Raw genomic sequence first — 15,582 nt, 5'->3', positions numbered from 1 at the left:
GTAGCTAGTGGCCTGTACGGTTAATTCGGGTGCTCAAGTTCGAGTGCCAGGACTTGCCAGGCAAGGCGCCATGACGAGTCGTAGCCCAGCTACGGCGAGGAATGGCAACGCAGCTTGGCGAGCACTGGCGCCGAACTTGAGTGCACGAATTAGCCACACAGGCCACTATACATGCTCAAACGCCTTGTTCTTGCCTTTGCCGGCGCCACTATGCTGCTTGCAGGCACGGCCCGCGCCGCCGACACCTCGCTGGTGCTGCTGACGGAAAACTTCCCACCGTACAACATGGCCAAGAACGGCAAGAACTTCGCCCAGGACGAGAACATCCAGGGCATTGCCGTGGACATCGTCCGCGAGATTTTCAAGCGCGCCGACATCACCTACAGCCTGACGCTGCGTTTCCCCTGGGAGCGGATCTATAAGCTCGCCCTGGAGAATCCCGGCTACGGCGTCTTCGTCATGGCGCGGCTGCCGGAACGTGAAAAGCTGTTCAAATGGGTCGGCCCCATCGGCCCGGACGACTGGATCATGCTCGCCAAGGCGGACAGCACGATTGCCCTCGACTCCTTGGAGCAGGCGCGCAAATACCGGATCGGCGCCTACAAGGGCGACGCCATTGCCGAAACCCTGGGCAAGCAGGGGCTGAATCCCATTGTGGTGCTGCGTGACCAGGACAACGCGAGGAAGCTGGTCAACGGTCAGATCGACCTGTGGGCCACCGGCGACCCGGCCGGACGCTACCTGGCCCGCCAGGAAGGTGTGAGCGACCTCAAGACGGTGCTGCGTTTCAACAGCGCCGAGCTGTACCTGGCGTTGAACAAGAACGTGCCTGACGAGGTGGTCGCGCGGCTACAGAAAGCCCTGGATGAGTTGCGCCGGGAAGGAGCGGTCGACGCGATCATGGCACGGTATCTCTGACCGCTGGAACAAACCTGTGGGAGCGGGCTTGCTCGCGAAAGCGGTGGGTCAGCTTGTAGAGATGTTGAATGTGTCGCCGTCATCGCGAGCAAGCTCGCTCCCACAGGGGGTCTGCTGTGAACGCCAATCTTGTGCCCGATGCAGAACCGTTGTGGGAGCGAGCTTGCTCGCGATGGCGGCGTCGCGGCTACCGCTATCGGTAGAGCCCATCCTTCCCATGCCCGGCCATCGCCCGGTTGCTGCGCAGGCTGATCATCGACTTGATGTCGATCCATTCGATGCCTTGGCCTTTGAGCCGTGGCAGTTCGCGTTCGAGCACGGCCAGGGTCTGCGGGTAGGGATGGCCGATCATCACCGCCGAGCCCTGGCGTCGGGCCAGGTCGATGGCGGTCTGGAGCTGGTGGGCGATGGCAGTTTCCGTGCGCTCGTCATCGAGGAATACATCCCGTGACACACTGGCCAGGCCGATCTTCTGCGCCTCGGCGGCCGCGACGGTCTGGGCGCTGGTGCGGCTGTCGACGAAAAACTTGTGCCGCTGCTGCAGATTCGCCATCAGCCACGCCATGGCCTGGGGTTGGGCGGTCATGCGGCTGCCCATGTGGTTGTTGATCCCGCTGGTGTAGGGCACGGCCGCGAAAGCGGCGTCGAGGCGTTTGCCGAGCTCTTCGATGGGCAGGTCCGGATGCCAGGCGAACGGCCCGGTGGCGGGGTCCATGGGCATGTGCAACATCACGAGCTTGCCGGCGCGATGGGCTTCGCGGGCGAATTCGGCGGCATGGGGCGTGTCGGGCATGATCGCGGCGGTGACAGGGCCGGGGAGGGCCAGTACCTGGCGATCCCGGGGCAGGTTCTGCCCCAGATCGTCGATGATCAGGCTCAGGTAGGCCTTGTGCGGTGAAGCGGCGGGCGCGGCAAAGGCAACGCTCGCCAGGCAGCACACCAGGCCGAGGATCAAGCGCCGGCGCATCTCAGCGGCCGGAGGTGATGTTCAGTCCTTTGAGCAGGCTCAGGGCCTGGGCCAACTGATAATCGTCATCCTGCGGCATCGGCTTGGCCTTGGCACCGGAGCCGGTCGGCTTGTCGGCGCCACCGTTGCCATTGCCCAGGTGACCTTGCAGGTCGGCTTCCTTGAAGTATTCGCTGTCCTGTTCGTTGGTGATCTTGGCCTTGCGCACCTCGATGTCCGGAACGATGCCCTGGGCCTGGATGGAGCGGCCGTTGGGGGTGAAGTACAGCGCGGTGGTGATCTTCAGGGCGCGATCATTGTTCAGTGGCAGCACGGTCTGCACCGAGCCCTTGCCGAAACTGGTGGTGCCCATGACCACGCCGCGTTTCTGGTCCTGCAGGGCACCGGCGACGATCTCCGACGCCGAGGCGCTGCCGCCGTTGATCAACACCACCAGTGGCACGGCGTCGCTCAGGTCGTTGCCGGTGGCCGAGAAGCGCAGCTCGGAGTTGGCGATGCGGCCCTTGGTGTAGACGATCAGGCCCTTGGTGATGAAGTGATCCACCACTTCCACCGCCGATTGCAGCACGCCGCCGGGGTTGTTGCGCAGGTCCAGGACCAGGCCGTTGAGTTTCTTGCCGTTGTCCTTGCGCAGCTTGGCCAGGGCCTTGGCGACTTCTTCGCCGGTCTTGACCTGGAACTGGGTGATACGGATATAGCCGTAGCCCGACTCCAGCAACTGGCTCTTCACGCTCTTGACCTGGATGACCGCCCGCGTGAGGGTCACGTCGAACGGCGTGCCGCCGTCGCGCACCAGGGTCAGGGTGATCTTCTGGCCGATCTTGCCGCGCATTTTGTCCACGGCTTCGGTCATGCTCTGGCCGCGGGTCGGCTGGCCGTTGATCTTGACGATGAAGTCGCCCGCTTGGATGCCGGCCTTGGAGGCGGGCGTGTCGTCGATCGGCGAGACCACTTTGACGAAGCCGTCTTCGCTGCCGACCTCGATGCCCAGGCCGCCGAACTCGCCGCTGGTGCTTTCCTGCAGCTCGGCAAAATCTTCCGGCCCCAGGTAGGCCGAGTGCGGGTCAAGGTTGCTGAGCATGCCCTTGATGGCGTTCTCCAGCAGCATCTTGTCGTCCACCGGCTCGACATAGGCGGCCTTGATCCGGTCCATGACTTCGGCAAACGTGCGCAGCTCGTCCAGCGGCAACGGCGCCTTGGTGGTCGCCGCCGTGGTGGCGGGGGCCGAGGGGGCCGGTTCAGCGGCGAAAGCCAGGGGCGCGCCGATCACGAGGGCGATCGTCAGGGCCAGCGAGGTGAGACGGGACAAATGCAGCATGTCGAACGAACTCCTTAAGTGGATGGGTGCGCTTATCCTTGCGCACGACACCATTGGGCCGGGTCACTGGGGCGACCCTGCTGACGAATAGCGAAATACAGGGCTGGCGTATCCTGCCCACCACTGTTGCCGACCGTGGAGATGGACTCGCCGGCCTTGACCACATCCCCCGCCGACTTGAGCAGCGTCTGGTTGTGGCCATACAGACTCAGGTAACCGTTGCCGTGATCCAGGATCACCAGCAGGCCGGCGCCGCGCAGCCAATCGGCGAACACCACGCGCCCGCCATGCACGGCGTGCACCTGGCTGCCGGCGGAAGCGCTGATCATCACGCCATCCCACTTGGTGCGGGTGTCGTCGCCACGGGTTTCACCAAAGCGTGCCAGTAATCGACCATTGACCGGCCATGGAAGTTTGCCGCGCGCCGAAGCAAATGCGCCGCCGAAGGTTTCACCGTCACTGGAAACCAGAGCGCCGGGGCTGGATTTGGTCGCCTTGCGGGGCGCCTCGTCCGAGTCCGCCTCGGCCTCACGCAAGCGCTTTTTTTCGGCTTCCTGCTGGGCGATCAGCGCTTGCTGCCGCGCTTGCTCTGCCTCTCGCGCCTGGCGGGCCAGGGTTTCCTCGATGGTCTTGAGTACGTTTGCCAGCTCGGCCTGGTCTTGTTCACGGGCCTTGAGCTTGCTGTCGCGGGCCTTCACATCGTCATTGAGCTTGGCCAGTGCCACCTGGCGTTCCTTGCGAACCTTGTCGAGTTCATCGCGCTGGCTGTCGAGGCTGCTTTTCTGTACCAGCAACTGGGCCTGCTGCAATTCGATGTCCTTCTCGACGTTGGCGAGCTGGCGCAGGGTTTCGTTGAAGTTTTTCAGTTGCTCCAGGCGGGCCTGGCTCAGGTAATCGTAATAGGTGAGCGTGCGGGCGAATTTCTCGGGGTTCTGCTGGTTGAGCAGCAGCTTGAGGTACTCCTGGCGGCCGTTCTGGTAGGCGGCGCGGGCCTGGATGGCGATCAGGTGTTGCTGTTCAGTGCGCGCGCTCTGGAGTTTTTTTTTCTCACCATCGAGTCGCTGCAGCTCGGATTCGCTTTTCTTCAGCTCTTTCTGCAGGGCGTCCACCTGCTTCTCCAGCTTGCCCATCTCGGTCTCGGTGCCGCGCAGGTCTTTCTGGACGCTGGATTTCTCTTCCTGCAACTTGCCCAGCAGTTTCTTCAGCTCGGCAATGTCCTGGCGCGTGGCCTCCAACTGTTGTTGGGTTTGCGCGCGCTCGTCGGCAAAGGCCGGTTGGAGCAGGCAGGTCAGAACGAGGGCTATCAGGACGCGAAGCATAGAGGCGGGTGATACCAGGGAAAGGGACGGCCTAGTATGCCCGCCCCACGCGGCAAAAAAAACGCCCATTTGGGGCTGTGTGATAACTGGCCGGCAAAACACTGAAAGCCGCCAGCCTGCTGTGGCGAGGGAGCTTGCTCCCGCTGGGCTGCGAAGCAGCCCCTCGACAGTTGAGCAAGCCAGGGCCCCTGCGATGGCTGCGCCATCGGGCGGGAGCAAGCTCCCTCGCCACAACAAGCCAATGCTCCGTGACTACGTGTCGTCACACCAGGATCGAAGTCCCGGTCATCTCCGCCGGTTTTTCCATGCCCAGCAGCATCAGCATGGTCGGTGCCACGTCAGCCAGCACGCCGCCTTCGCGGACCTTGAGGTCACGCTTGCCGACATAGATGAACGGCACCGGCTCAGTGGTGTGGGCCGTGTGGGCCTGGCCGGTGGATTCGTCGGACATCTGCTCGACGTTGCCGTGGTCGGCGGTGATCAGTGCTTCGCCGCCGACCTTCTCCAAGGCCTCGACGATGCGACCCACGCAGGTGTCCAGGCATTCCACGGCCTTGACCGCCGCCTCGAACACGCCGCTGTGGCCGACCATGTCGCCGTTGGCGTAGTTGACCACGATCACGTCGTAACGCTGGTTTTCAATGGCATCGACGATGCGGTCGGTCACTTCGGGGGCGCTCATCTCCGGCTGCAGGTCGTAGGTGGCGACTTTCGGCGAGGGGATCAGGATGCGTTCTTCGCCCGGGAAGGGCTCTTCGCGCCCGCCCGAGAAAAAGAACGTCACGTGGGCGTACTTCTCGGTTTCGGCGATGCGCAGTTGGGTCTTGCCGTTTTTCGCCAGGTAGTCGCCGAGCACGTTTTCCAGGCTGCCGGCGGCGAAGGCCGACGGGGCCGGGATGCTGGCGGCATATTGGGTCAGCATCACGAAGCCGGCCAGTTTTGGCTGGCGGGCGCGTTCGAATTCCTTGAAGTCGTCTTCGACAAACACGCGGGTCAGCTCGCGAGCCCGGTCGGCACGGAAGTTCATGAACACCACGGCATCGCCGTCTTCGACCTTGACCGGTTCACCGATGGTGGTGGCCTTGACGAACTCGTCGCTTTCGCCGCGCTCGTAGGCGGCGTTCAGGCCTTCCTGGGCGGTGGCGGCGCTGAACTCGGCCTGGCCGTCGACGATCAGGTTGTAGGCCTGGGAGACGCGGTCCCAACGGTTGTCGCGGTCCATGGCGTAGTAGCGGCCGACGAGGCTGGCGATGCGGCCTTTGCCCAGGGCCTGGAAGGTGGCGTCCAGCAATTCGATCGAGGAGGCGGCGCTTTTCGGCGGGGTGTCGCGGCCATCGAGGAATGCGTGCAGGTAGATCTTCTCGGCGCCGCGCTTGAAGGCCAGTTCGGCCATGGCAACCAGGTGGTCCTGGTGGCTGTGCACGCCACCGTCCGACAGCAGGCCCATGAGGTGTACGGCCTTGCCGGCGGCCACGGCTTTATCCACGGCCGCGCAGATGGTCGGGTTCTCGAAGAACTCGCCGTCGCGAATCGACTTGGTCACGCGGGTGAAGTCCTGATACACCACGCGGCCTGCGCCGAGGTTCATGTGGCCGACTTCGGAGTTGCCCATCTGCCCGTCCGGCAGGCCGACGTCCATGCCGCTGCCGGAAATCAGGCCGTTCGGCACGGTGGCCCACAGACGGTCCAGGACAGGCTTTTTGGCCGAATACACGGCGTTGGATTCGTGGCTGTCACTGTGACCGAAGCCGTCGAGAATCATCAGGACCAAAGGTTTAGGCGTGGTAGTCATGGAATCCACTCGTGGCGGTTAAAAGAAGACGATGCAAAAGGGACGAGCAGTTTAAAGGTAAGTTCCGGTGGCGTCACCGCCGGGCGGGGTTTGGCCGGCCTTGCGTGCTGTGTATACTGGCCGACATTTTAACGCCCTGGAACCTCCTTCGATGGTTGCTCACCTGATTGAATTTGCCACTAACCACTACATTCTCGTCGGTATCTTCGTCGTACTGCTGGCATTGCTGGTGGCCCACACGATGCAGGGCGGCGGGCGCAGCCTGAGCACTGGCGAGCTGACCGCGCTGGTCAACAAGGATGCCGGCGTGGTGGTGGATATCCGTCCGAGCAAGGAATACGCCACCGGTCACATTGTCGGGGCGGTGAACATCCCCCAGGACAAACTGATCGCACGTATCGGCGAGCTGGAAAAACACAAGGCCAAGACCATCATCCTGGTCGATGCCCAGGGCCAGCACGCCGGCACCCATGCCCGTGAACTGATGAAGTCCGGCTTCACCGCGGCCAAGCTCTCCGGCGGCGTGGCCAGTTGGAAAGCCGACAACCTGCCCCTGGTGAAGTGAGATGACCCACGTCGTTGTCTATTCCAGCGATTACTGCCCTTATTGCTCGCGAGCCAAGTTCCTGCTCCAGAACAAAGGGGTGGCGTTCGAAGAGATCAAGGTCGACGGCAAGCCGCAACTGCGCGCCGAAATGTCCCGGAAGGCTGGGCGTACGTCCGTCCCGCAGATCTGGATCGGCAGCACCCACGTGGGCGGTTGTGATGATCTGTTCGCCCTGGAGCGCGCCGGCAAGCTCGACGCGATGCTCAAGGCCTGAATTCCCTACTCAAGAACCTGAAAGTAAGAAGGATCTGCGATGACTGACCAACAAAACACAGCTGCCAGCGAAGAAGAAGCCGCACCGCAATTCTCCTTGCAGCGCATTTATGTCCGCGACCTGTCCTTTGAAGCCCCGAAAAGCCCGGCGATCTTTCGCCAGCAGTGGGAACCGAGCGTCGGCCTGGACCTGAACACCCGTCAGAAAGCCCTGGAAGACGACTTCCATGAAGTGGTGCTGACCCTGTCGGTGACCGTGAAGAACGGTGAAGAAGTGGCGTTCATCGCCGAGGTGCAACAGGCCGGGATCTTCCTGATCAAGAACCTCGATGCAGCGTCCATGAGCCACACCCTGGGCGCGTTCTGCCCGAACATTCTGTTCCCGTACGCCCGTGAAACCCTGGACAGCCTGGTGACTCGCGGTTCGTTCCCGGCCCTGATGCTGGCACCGGTGAACTTCGATGCCCTGTACGCGCAAGAACTGCAGCGCATGCAGCAAGAAGGCGCGACCGTTCAGTAAGTCGGTCGACGCAAGTCCAATGTGGGAGCGGGCTTGCTCGCGAAAGCAGTGTGTCAGTTGACATCAATGTTGCCTGACACTCCGCTTTCGCGAGCAAGCCCGCTCCCACATTTGTTATGGGGGCTATTGAAAGCCATTCTGCCGCCAAGCCTCATAGACCGCCACCGCCACGGTGTTGGACAGGTTCAGGCTGCGACAGCCTTCGCGCATCGGCAGGCGCAGGCGTTGGTCCGATGGCAGGGCGTCGAGCACGTCGGCGGGCAGGCCACGGCTTTCGGGCCCGAACAGGAAGGCATCGCCGGCCACGAACCGGGCGTCATGGAAGGGCCGCGACCCCTTGGTGGTGAAGGCGAACAGGCGTGGATGCCCCAGGCTTTCCAGACAACTGGCAAGGTCGGCGTGGCGCTGCAAGGTGGCATACTCGTGGTAGTCGAGGCCGGCGCGGCGCAGGCGCTTGTCGTCCATTTCGAAGCCCAGCGGTTCGATCAGATGCAGGTGGCAGCCACTGTTGGCGCACAGCCTGATGACATTGCCGGTATTCGGCGGAATTTCCGGTTGAAAAAGGATGACGTGAAACATGCACGGCTCCGCAGATAAAGATGAGCAGCATTCTACGCCGCAAACCGATCGACGTTCGAAGCTAATGCCTCGGGTGATGGGTTCCCTGGCGATTTTCGGCATGATGGTCGGGCTGATGATCGGGCGCCTGACCACGCCCGAGCCGAATGTGCTGCAACGAATCGAGGTGAGCGAGGGGGCGTTGGTGGCCTGGTTCGACAGTGAGCCGAAACTGCACGGCGAAGTCATCGACGGTTCGGTAGCGCTGCTGTTCGAAGCCGAGGGAAGGTCGCAGAATGGCCAGCTCAAGCTCAATGGCAAGGATGTGAACTGGCGGGTGCGCTTGAGCGACAAGGGCTTGTTGCTGACGTTGGTGGCGGCGCGACCGTTGCGCGGGGAGTGGGCCGGCGGCGAAGTGGATGATCGCTGGCGGCTGGAGGTCCGTCTCCAGGAGCAATAAAAGAGGGAATCCCCGGCCTGCCTGTACCAGGGTCCCCAAAACGGGAGGGCGACTGCAAGCGTCAGCCCAGGGTGTAAAGAAGGGAAACCTTGACCTGCCTGTATCAAGGCCCCCAAAACGGTGGGCTCATCGAGCCCGGTAGAAAATGGGGAATCCCCGGCCTGCCTGTACCAAGGTCCCCGAAACTGGGTAGTGATGAAGTTATTGCAGGGCGCGTGCCAGCTTTAATGGTTTGTCACAAAAAAACTGCTGATGAGACGCAAAGCCCCGTATTCCGGGGCTTTTGCTTTTTTATGGCGGGTTTTTTCGAGGTGAATCGATCGGCCTGGGCTGGTATGACGCGCGCAGTTGCGGTTCGTGGTGCATTGGTGTGGTGCACGCAACTGAAGGATTTCAACCGGCGAGCTCATGCGACAGGCGCTGCAGCGTGACTTGTGGGAGCGGGCTTGCCCGCGAAGGCGGCATGTCAGCCAGCATTTAATTGGCTGATATACCGCTTTCGCGAGCAAGCCCGCTCCCACATGGGTTTTAAGCTGGGTTAAGGCTGCTCAGCCCTCATCTCCTTCATCATCATCCCCGCCATCAACCTTCATCCCCAGTTCCTTGATCTTGCGGGTCAGGGTGTTGCGGCCCCAGCCCAGCAGTACCGCGGCGTCGCGGCGGCGGCCGGCGGTGTGCTTGAGGGCGGTTTCGATCATGATGCGTTCGAAACTCGGGACGGCGCTGTCCAGCAGGTTGGACTGACCGCGGGCCAGGGCCTGGTCTGCCCATTGGCGCAAGGCCTGTTCCCAGTTGGTCACCGGGGCCGAATCTTGTGGCAGGCTCAACAGTTCCGGTGGCAGGTCGCTGATATGCACTTCGCGACCGGACGCCATGACCGTGATCCAGCGGCAGGTGTTTTCCAGCTGGCGCACGTTGCCGGGCCACGGCAGGTTCTTGAGGTATTCCTCGGTTTCGCTCTTGAGCAGCTTGGGCTCCACCGCCAGCTCCTGGGCGGCGCGGCTGAGGAAGTGCCGGGCCAGTGTCGGGATGTCTTCGCGACGGTCCGCCAGGCGCGGGATATGGATGCGAATCACATTCAGGCGGTGGAACAGGTCTTCGCGGAACTTGCCGGCGTGGACCAGGGTTTCCAGGTTCTGGTGGGTCGCGGCGATGATGCGCACGTCCACCTTGACCGGCGTATGCCCGCCCACCCGATAGAACTCGCCGTCGGCCAGCACCCGCAGCAGGCGAGTCTGGGTGTCGGCCGGCATGTCGCCGATTTCATCGAGGAACAAGGTGCCGCCGTCGGCCTGCTCGAAGCGCCCGCGCCGCAGGTTGGCCGCGCCGGTGAACGCGCCTTTCTCGTGGCCGAACAGCTCCGATTCCATCAGGTCCTTGGGAATCGCCGCCATGTTCAAGGCAATGAACGGCGACGCGGCCCGTGGGCTGTGGCGGTGCAATGCGTGGGCCACCAGTTCTTTACCGGTGCCGGATTCGCCGTTGATCAACACGGTGATGTTGGAGTGGCTCAGGCGCCCGATGGCGCGAAACACTTCCTGCATCGCCGGTGCTTCGCCGATGATTTCCGGGGTGCGGGCCAGGGCCGGCACTTCTTCCAGGCCTTGCTGCTCCTGGGCGTGCTGGTTGGCGCGCTTGACCAGCGAGACGGCTTCATCGACGTCGAACGGTTTGGGCAGGTATTCGAAGGCGCCGCCCTGGTAGGACGCCACTGCGCTGTCCAGGTCCGAGTGGGCGGTCATGATGATCACCGGCAGCCGTGGGTGTTGTTCGCGGATGCGCGCCAACAGGTCGAGGCCACTGGCGCCCGGCATGCGGATGTCGGAGATGATGACGTCCGGTTGCTGACGCGCCAGGCGACTCATCACCCCGTCGGCGCTGTCGAAGCTCTGGGTGGTCATGCCTTCCTGTTGCAAGGCTTTTTCCAGGACCCAACGGATAGAACGGTCGTCATCGACGATCCACACGGTTTCACTACGGCTCATGTCGATGTGGCTCCTTGTTCCAGTGGCAGGAAGATCGAGAAGGTGGTGTGGCCGGGGTGGCTCTCACACTCGATCAAGCCCTGATGCTGACTGATGATGTTCTGGGTAATGGCCAGGCCCAGTCCGGTACCGTCCGGGCGGCCGCTGACCATGGGAAAGAAGATGGTTTCCTGCAGTTCTGCAGGGATGCCCGGGCCGTTGTCGATGATTTCGATCTTGGTCACCAGGCGGTGGCGCACATGGCCGATGGTGAACTGGCGCATGGCGCGGGTGCGCAGGGTGATGCGGCCCAGGCGCAGTTCGTTCTGGCTGCCGATGGCCTGCATCGCGTTGCGCACGATGTTCAGTACCGCCTGGATCATCTGCTCGCGGTCGATCAGGACGTCGGGAATGCTCGGGTCGTAGTCGCGCACCAAAGTGATGCAGCCCTGGGCTTCGGCTTCCACCAGGCTGCTGACGCGCTCCAGCACTTCGTGGACGTTGCACATCGCCAGGGACGGCAGCTTGTTCGAGCCGAGCATGCGGTCTACCAGATTTCGCAGGCGGTCGGCTTCCTCGATGATGACGTTGGTGTAGTCCTTGAGGCTTTCTTCCGGCAGTTCCCGGGCCAGCAATTGTGCGGCGCCACGAATGCCGCCGAGAGGGTTCTTGATCTCGTGGGCGAGGCCGCGCACCAGCATCTTGCTGGTTTCCTGCTTGGATAACTGGGCCTCTTCCTTGGTGATGCGCAGCAGGCGATCACGGGGATGGACTTCCAGCAGCAACAGGGTGGCGCCGTTATTCAGGATCGGGGTGACCGCGTAGTCCACGGTCAAGGTCTGGCCGGTCAGTGCGGTCAGCATTGCCTCGCGCTTGGTGAACGGGTGTGCCTGCTCCACCGCCTGGCGCAGGGAATTGAGCGCTTCGGCCGATTCGGTGAACAACTCGCTGATGAACTGCCCATGGCTGCGCTGGCCGCTGACAGCCAGCAGCATTTCCGCCGCCGGGTTCATGTACTCGAGGCGCAATTCGGCGTCGAGCAGGATGGTCGCGGTGGTGAGGTTGTCGAGTAGCAAGCGGTGTAGTGCATCGCTGATGGTCATCGGGACCTCTTTTGGAGCGTAGCAGGCACGCGTATGACGCGCCGGTACGAGGAAAATGCAAAAACCAAACCAAGGCTCTGAAAAGAAGCGTTTAGAGCCCTAAAGAGGCCTTTTTGCGCCCTCTTGCGTGGCGTTCTGCCAGCTTCTACGGGTACTTTCGAACCAAAATGGGCTGGAATCCGGGAAGCGGGCAGATTGACGCACCAATATAGTGCGCCAACCTGAACGAGGTTAGAAGAACGGCAGGATGCTGCTTTCTTCTTCGGGTTTTTCGGCGAGCGGGCATTCCGGGCGTTGACCGTAGTCGGCCATGACGCACGGCTTGATGCGGCGCTTTTGCGCCAGGGACATGCGCTGCATGTGGAAAGGCTGGTTGGCCGTGCGTTCGAGGATGCGGTCTTGCTCGTCGAGGATCTCCACCGCCAGGTGATGGGTGCCGCGATCGACATTGTCCAGGGCGAACACCGGGCTCGTACCCGCGGCCCCGGTGGGCTGGCCGTCGAGCAGCAGGCGGTAGCGATGGCCTTTCTTCAAGCCGGGTTCGCTGGTGACGCTGACGATCAGCGCACCTTCAGTGCTGCGTATCGTGGCGTCCGGCTCGGGGATCAGCAGGCGGAGCATTTCGTAATGAAACAGCGGCTCGGGCGAGGCTTCTTTGGCGGGCATCGCGGGCGTGCCCTTGGGTGGCGTGGGCATTCGGTTGCCGGGCGAGAGTTCGACTTTCCGGGCATTGCCGGGGCGGGGCTGGTCAGTGAAGACACGATTGCCTTGGGCGTCGACGTAGGTATAGACCTGCGCCATCCCCGGCAACGCGACCAGCGCCAGGCCCAACGCGAGCCACCCGCGAATCATGGCTGGTGAACCCGCTGCACAGTGAAGGTGACGGTGTCGCTCTGCTGTACGAGGTTGTCCCCGTCGATGACTTGCACCGCCAGGCTGTGCTCGCCCCGGTCGATGTTCACCACTTGCAGGCGTGGCACGTTGGTGGGCTGGCCATAGGGTTGGCCGTCCACCAGCAGTCGAAACAGATGCGGGCTTTGCAACCTTGGCTGCGCCCGCACGCCCACGGTAAAGGTGCCGTTGTTGGCGCGCAGGGCTTCCTCGCTGGGGATGTCCGTCAGTTCAAGCATCTCGTAGGCATTGCGTGACTCATTCCTCTGCGCTGGGACTGGCGGTGTGTCCGGGCTGGCGGCGGGCTGGCGCTCGATGCTGTTGAGCGGCGGCAGTTCCACCGTCTGGGCCGGTACGCCTTGGGGCGGCTGGTTGCTGTAGGCGGTGTTGCCCTCGGCGTCGGTGTATTTATAGATCTGCCCGACCGCCGGCAGTGTCAGCAGCCACAACAGCATTCCTGAAAAAACGCGCCCCATAAAACCAACCGAGATTGAAGATGTCGGTTAGCAGCATAGGTCAGGGAGGGCGAATGGCCCAAGTTGTTGTAGAACCCTTGTGGGAGCGGGCTTGCTCGCGAAGGTGCAGTGTCAGGCAACGTGGATGTCAACTGACACACTGCTTTCGCGAGCAAGCCCGCTCCCACAGGGTAAGGGGTGTGTTTCAGGCTTTTGGGGCTGTACACAGCTCCCCGGTCGCCCGGATCAGGGCGAGTCGGTGCACTGGGTGCTGTTTGTCATTGTGGGTGGCGCAGGCCAGCCATTGCGGGCACTGCGGGTCGGTGCGGTAGGGGGCGAAGTCAGCCAGTTGTTGCAGCAGGCGCTTTTGCAGTCGATCGAGTTGCGGGCGGATCTCTCCCACCAGGTCGGGGCGCGGCAGGTCCGGTGCCTTGCCTGCCAGGGCCCAGTCGGACAGGTCGATGTATTGCACCATTTTGTTGGCTTCTATCTGGGCACTGAAGAACGCTTCCACGGTGTCGGCCGTGAGCTTGTAGGCCGGTGCCTGGGCGACGGCGGCGGCAATGACCTCGCGCTCGCGCTGGCGGTCTTCCACGGGTTTATGAGTGTCCCATTTGCTCAGCGCTACCTGATCGGCGATGGCGATGCGTTCGCCTATGGCATTGAGCAGCGGTGTAAGAGCATCCGGGGCGGGAGCGGCTTGGGCGGTGCTGGCCAGCACCACGGCGCAAAGGGCAAGGCCAAGCGTGAAGCGCAGCGTCATGGGCAGTCTCGTCTTGGAGGAGGGAGGTCAGCCATCATGCCCGTAATCTGCGCCCATAAAAAAGGCCTCCCGGAAGGAGGCCTCTTTTTATTTCACGCCGCGTGGGGCGACGCTACCGGATCAGCAGCTGTAGTACAGCTCGTATTCCAGTGGGTGTACAAAGGTGCGAACCTTGATTTCTTCTTCGCTTTTCAGTGCGATGTAAGCGTCGATGAAGTCGTCGCTGAATACGCCGCCCTTGGTCAGGAACGCACGGCCCTTGTCCAGCTCTTCCAGGGCTTCTTTCAGGCTGCCACACACCTGTGGGATTTCCTTGGCCTCTTCAGGCGGCAGGTCATACAGGTTCTTGTCGGCGGCATCGCCAGGGTGGATCTTGTTCTGGATACCGTCCAGGCCGGCCATCATCAGTGCAGCGAAGGCCAGGTATGGGTTGGCAGCCGGATCCGGGAAGCGGGCTTCGATGCGGCGGGCTTTAGGGCTGTTCACGTATGGGATACGGATCGAGGCGGAACGGTTGCGAGCCGAGTAGGCCAGCATGACCGGTGCTTCGAAGCCTGGGACCAGACGCTTGTAGGAGTTGGTCGACGGGTTGGTGAAGCCGTTCAGAGCCTTACCGTGCTTGATGATACCGCCGATGAAGTACAGGGCGGTGTCCGACAGGCCGGCATAGCCTTCGCCAGCGAAGGTGTTCTTGCCGTCTTTGGAGATCGACACGTGGACGTGCATGCCCGAACCGTTGTCGCCGTACAGAGGCTTGGGCATGAAGGTCGCGGTGCGGCCGTAGGCGTCGGCTACGTTGTGGACGACATACTTGAGGGTCTGGACTTCGTCAGCCTTCTTGACCAGCGTGTTGAATTTCACGCCGATTTCGTTCTGGCCGGCAGTCGCCACTTCGTGGTGGTGAACTTCGACGGTCTGGCCCATTTCTTCCAGTGCGTTGCACATGGAGGTACGGATCTCGTGGTCGAAGTCGAACGGTGGTACTGGGAAGTAGCCGCCTTTCACGCCTGGACGGTGGCCTTTGTTGCCGCCTTCCACGTCCTGGTCGGACATCCACGAACCTTGTTCGGAGAAGATCTTGAACATGGAACCGGAGATGTCGGACTTGAATTTGACCGAGTCGAAAATGAAGAACTCAGGCTCCGGACCGAAGAAAGCGGTGTCGCCGATACCGGTGGACTTCAGGTATTCCTCGGCGCGGTGGGCGATGGCGCGAGGGTCGCGGTCATAGCCTTGCATGGTCGAAGGCTCGATGATGTCGCAAACCAGGATCAGGGTCGGCTCTTCGGTGAATGGATCCAGGACGGCGGTTTCGTCGTCCGGCATCAGGATCATGTCGGAGGCTTCGATGCCTTTCCAGCCGGAGATGGAGGAACCGTCGAACATCTTGCCGATTTCGAAGAAATCGTCGTCCAGGGCATCACGGGCCGGCATGGTCACGTGATGTTGAGTGCCTTTGGTGTCAGTGAAGCGCAGATCAATCCACTTGACGTCATGATCTTTGATGAGTTGAACCGACTTCGACATATGTCCTCCGGGTGGCTTCGGGCGGGTAATGGTGTGCCCTAAGATATGGGTGATGCCGGCGCGAATACTCTGCCAAGGCAACCTGCCTCACAAGGGAGCAATTTGCATGCCAGTGCCCCAGCAATGGGTTTTTTGCACCAAATCCACGCTTTTCCAGCCAGAAACCGCAGATTGTCCGACAATGATGCACCGCAAAGTGGCGTTTTA

General features: G+C 62.2%; 16 protein-coding genes. 5 read left to right on the top strand and 11 right to left on the bottom strand.

Going from position 1 to position 15,582, the window contains the following annotated elements:
- The first annotated feature begins 171 nt into the window (after positions 1 to 171).
- On the top strand, positions 172 to 918 hold the full coding sequence (locus VM99_06375; GenBank protein ID AKJ97702.1) for an amino acid ABC transporter substrate-binding protein: 747 nt from the start codon (positions 172 to 174) through the stop codon (positions 916 to 918).
- A gap of 193 nt (positions 919 to 1,111) precedes the next feature.
- On the opposite strand, the gene VM99_06370 is transcribed toward VM99_06375, so the two are convergent.
- The 4 genes from VM99_06370 to VM99_06355 form a co-directional block, all read right to left on the bottom strand.
- Positions 1,112 to 1,885 (bottom strand): polysaccharide deacetylase, encoded by a 774-nt coding sequence (locus VM99_06370; protein ID AKJ97701.1) that lies wholly within the window; start codon positions 1,883 to 1,885, stop codon positions 1,112 to 1,114.
- Between the two features lies 1 nt (position 1,886).
- Positions 1,887 to 3,203 (bottom strand): peptidase S41, encoded by a 1,317-nt coding sequence (locus VM99_06365; GenBank protein ID AKJ97700.1) that lies wholly within the window; start codon positions 3,201 to 3,203, stop codon positions 1,887 to 1,889.
- A 32-nt stretch (positions 3,204 to 3,235) separates the two neighbouring features.
- Entirely contained in the window at positions 3,236 to 4,522 is a 1,287-nt protein-coding gene (locus tag VM99_06360; protein ID AKJ97699.1) for a peptidase M23, read from the bottom strand.
- 262 nt (positions 4,523 to 4,784) lie between these two features.
- Entirely contained in the window at positions 4,785 to 6,314 is a 1,530-nt protein-coding gene (locus VM99_06355) for a phosphoglycerate mutase (protein ID AKJ97698.1), read from the bottom strand.
- A gap of 151 nt (positions 6,315 to 6,465) precedes the next feature.
- On the opposite strand from VM99_06355, the gene VM99_06350 reads away from it, so the two are divergent.
- The 3 genes from VM99_06350 to VM99_06340 are packed head-to-tail and all read left to right on the top strand — an operon-like array spanning position 6,466 to position 7,654.
- Positions 6,466 to 6,879, top strand: a complete 414-nt coding sequence (locus VM99_06350) for a sulfurtransferase (protein ID AKJ97697.1) — start codon at positions 6,466 to 6,468, stop codon at positions 6,877 to 6,879.
- Between the two features lies 1 nt (position 6,880).
- Entirely contained in the window at positions 6,881 to 7,135 is a 255-nt protein-coding gene (locus VM99_06345; protein AKJ97696.1) for a glutaredoxin, read from the top strand.
- Between the two features lie 39 nt (positions 7,136 to 7,174).
- Complete coding sequence (locus VM99_06340) at positions 7,175 to 7,654, top strand: preprotein translocase subunit SecB (GenBank protein AKJ97695.1); 480 nt, start codon at positions 7,175 to 7,177, stop codon at positions 7,652 to 7,654.
- Between the two features lie 123 nt (positions 7,655 to 7,777).
- On the opposite strand, the gene VM99_06335 is transcribed toward VM99_06340, so the two are convergent.
- Positions 7,778 to 8,233, bottom strand: a complete 456-nt coding sequence (locus VM99_06335; protein ID AKJ97694.1) for an rRNA methylase — start codon at positions 8,231 to 8,233, stop codon at positions 7,778 to 7,780.
- Positions 8,234 to 8,309: 76 nt separating this feature from the next.
- Between VM99_06335 and VM99_06330 the strand changes: the two genes are divergently transcribed.
- Complete coding sequence (locus VM99_06330) at positions 8,310 to 8,672, top strand: hypothetical protein (protein ID AKJ97693.1); 363 nt, start codon at positions 8,310 to 8,312, stop codon at positions 8,670 to 8,672.
- A gap of 548 nt (positions 8,673 to 9,220) precedes the next feature.
- Here the strand turns inward: VM99_06330 and glnG are convergent.
- The 6 genes from glnG to glnA form a co-directional block, all read right to left on the bottom strand.
- Positions 9,221 to 10,657: a nitrogen regulation protein NR(I) gene (gene glnG, locus VM99_06325; GenBank protein AKJ97692.1), complete on the bottom strand. Its 1,437-nt coding sequence runs from the start codon at positions 10,655 to 10,657 to the stop codon at positions 9,221 to 9,223.
- A complete protein-coding gene (locus tag VM99_06320; GenBank protein AKJ97691.1) occupies positions 10,654 to 11,739 on the bottom strand; it encodes a histidine kinase in 1,086 nt (361 codons plus the stop codon). Before VM99_06320 ends, glnG begins: the two co-directional genes overlap by 4 nt.
- Positions 11,740 to 11,970: 231 nt before the next feature.
- On the bottom strand, positions 11,971 to 12,591 hold the full coding sequence (locus VM99_06315; GenBank protein ID AKJ97690.1) for a penicillin-binding protein: 621 nt from the start codon (positions 12,589 to 12,591) through the stop codon (positions 11,971 to 11,973).
- Positions 12,588 to 13,106, bottom strand: a complete 519-nt coding sequence (locus tag VM99_06310; GenBank protein AKJ97689.1) for a hypothetical protein — start codon at positions 13,104 to 13,106, stop codon at positions 12,588 to 12,590. Before VM99_06310 ends, VM99_06315 begins: the two co-directional genes overlap by 4 nt.
- Positions 13,107 to 13,290: 184 nt before the next feature.
- A complete protein-coding gene (locus VM99_06305) occupies positions 13,291 to 13,848 on the bottom strand; it encodes a chorismate mutase (GenBank protein AKJ97688.1) in 558 nt (185 codons plus the stop codon).
- A 120-nt stretch (positions 13,849 to 13,968) separates the two neighbouring features.
- On the bottom strand, positions 13,969 to 15,375 hold the full coding sequence (gene glnA / locus VM99_06300) for a glutamine synthetase (protein AKJ97687.1): 1,407 nt from the start codon (positions 15,373 to 15,375) through the stop codon (positions 13,969 to 13,971).
- Positions 15,376 to 15,582: the final 207 nt, after the last annotated feature.

The sequence above is a fragment of the Pseudomonas chlororaphis genome (genome assembly GCA_001023535.1).
Lineage (GTDB): Bacteria > Pseudomonadota > Gammaproteobacteria > Pseudomonadales > Pseudomonadaceae > Aquipseudomonas > Aquipseudomonas chlororaphis_E.
The sequence above is the reverse complement of the archived record's forward strand: the minus strand, read 5'-3'. Positions and strand labels throughout refer to the sequence as shown.

Bases quoted from the DNA above. Each gene is read 5' to 3' on its own strand.
- VM99_06365 (AKJ97700.1), bottom strand. From the start codon at position 3,203: ATGCTGCATTTGTCCCGTCTCACCTCGCTGGCCCTGACGATCGCCCTC.
- glnG (AKJ97692.1), bottom strand. From the start codon at position 10,657: ATGAGCCGTAGTGAAACCGTGTGGATCGTCGATGACGACCGTTCTATC.
- VM99_06360 (AKJ97699.1), bottom strand. From the start codon at position 4,522: ATGCTTCGCGTCCTGATAGCCCTCGTTCTGACCTGCCTGCTCCAACCG.
- VM99_06305 (AKJ97688.1), bottom strand. From the start codon at position 13,848: ATGACGCTGCGCTTCACGCTTGGCCTTGCCCTTTGCGCCGTGGTGCTG.
- VM99_06345 (AKJ97696.1), top strand. From the start codon at position 6,881: ATGACCCACGTCGTTGTCTATTCCAGCGATTACTGCCCTTATTGCTCG.
- VM99_06350 (AKJ97697.1), top strand. From the start codon at position 6,466: ATGGTTGCTCACCTGATTGAATTTGCCACTAACCACTACATTCTCGTC.
- glnA (AKJ97687.1), bottom strand. From the start codon at position 15,375: ATGTCGAAGTCGGTTCAACTCATCAAAGATCATGACGTCAAGTGGATT.
- VM99_06330 (AKJ97693.1), top strand. From the start codon at position 8,310: ATGGGTTCCCTGGCGATTTTCGGCATGATGGTCGGGCTGATGATCGGG.
- VM99_06315 (AKJ97690.1), bottom strand. From the start codon at position 12,591: ATGATTCGCGGGTGGCTCGCGTTGGGCCTGGCGCTGGTCGCGTTGCCG.
- VM99_06370 (AKJ97701.1), bottom strand. From the start codon at position 1,885: ATGCGCCGGCGCTTGATCCTCGGCCTGGTGTGCTGCCTGGCGAGCGTT.
- VM99_06355 (AKJ97698.1), bottom strand. From the start codon at position 6,314: ATGACTACCACGCCTAAACCTTTGGTCCTGATGATTCTCGACGGCTTC.
- VM99_06340 (AKJ97695.1), top strand. From the start codon at position 7,175: ATGACTGACCAACAAAACACAGCTGCCAGCGAAGAAGAAGCCGCACCG.
- VM99_06335 (AKJ97694.1), bottom strand. From the start codon at position 8,233: ATGTTTCACGTCATCCTTTTTCAACCGGAAATTCCGCCGAATACCGGC.
- VM99_06320 (AKJ97691.1), bottom strand. From the start codon at position 11,739: ATGACCATCAGCGATGCACTACACCGCTTGCTACTCGACAACCTCACC.
- VM99_06310 (AKJ97689.1), bottom strand. From the start codon at position 13,106: ATGGGGCGCGTTTTTTCAGGAATGCTGTTGTGGCTGCTGACACTGCCG.
- VM99_06375 (AKJ97702.1), top strand. From the start codon at position 172: ATGCTCAAACGCCTTGTTCTTGCCTTTGCCGGCGCCACTATGCTGCTT.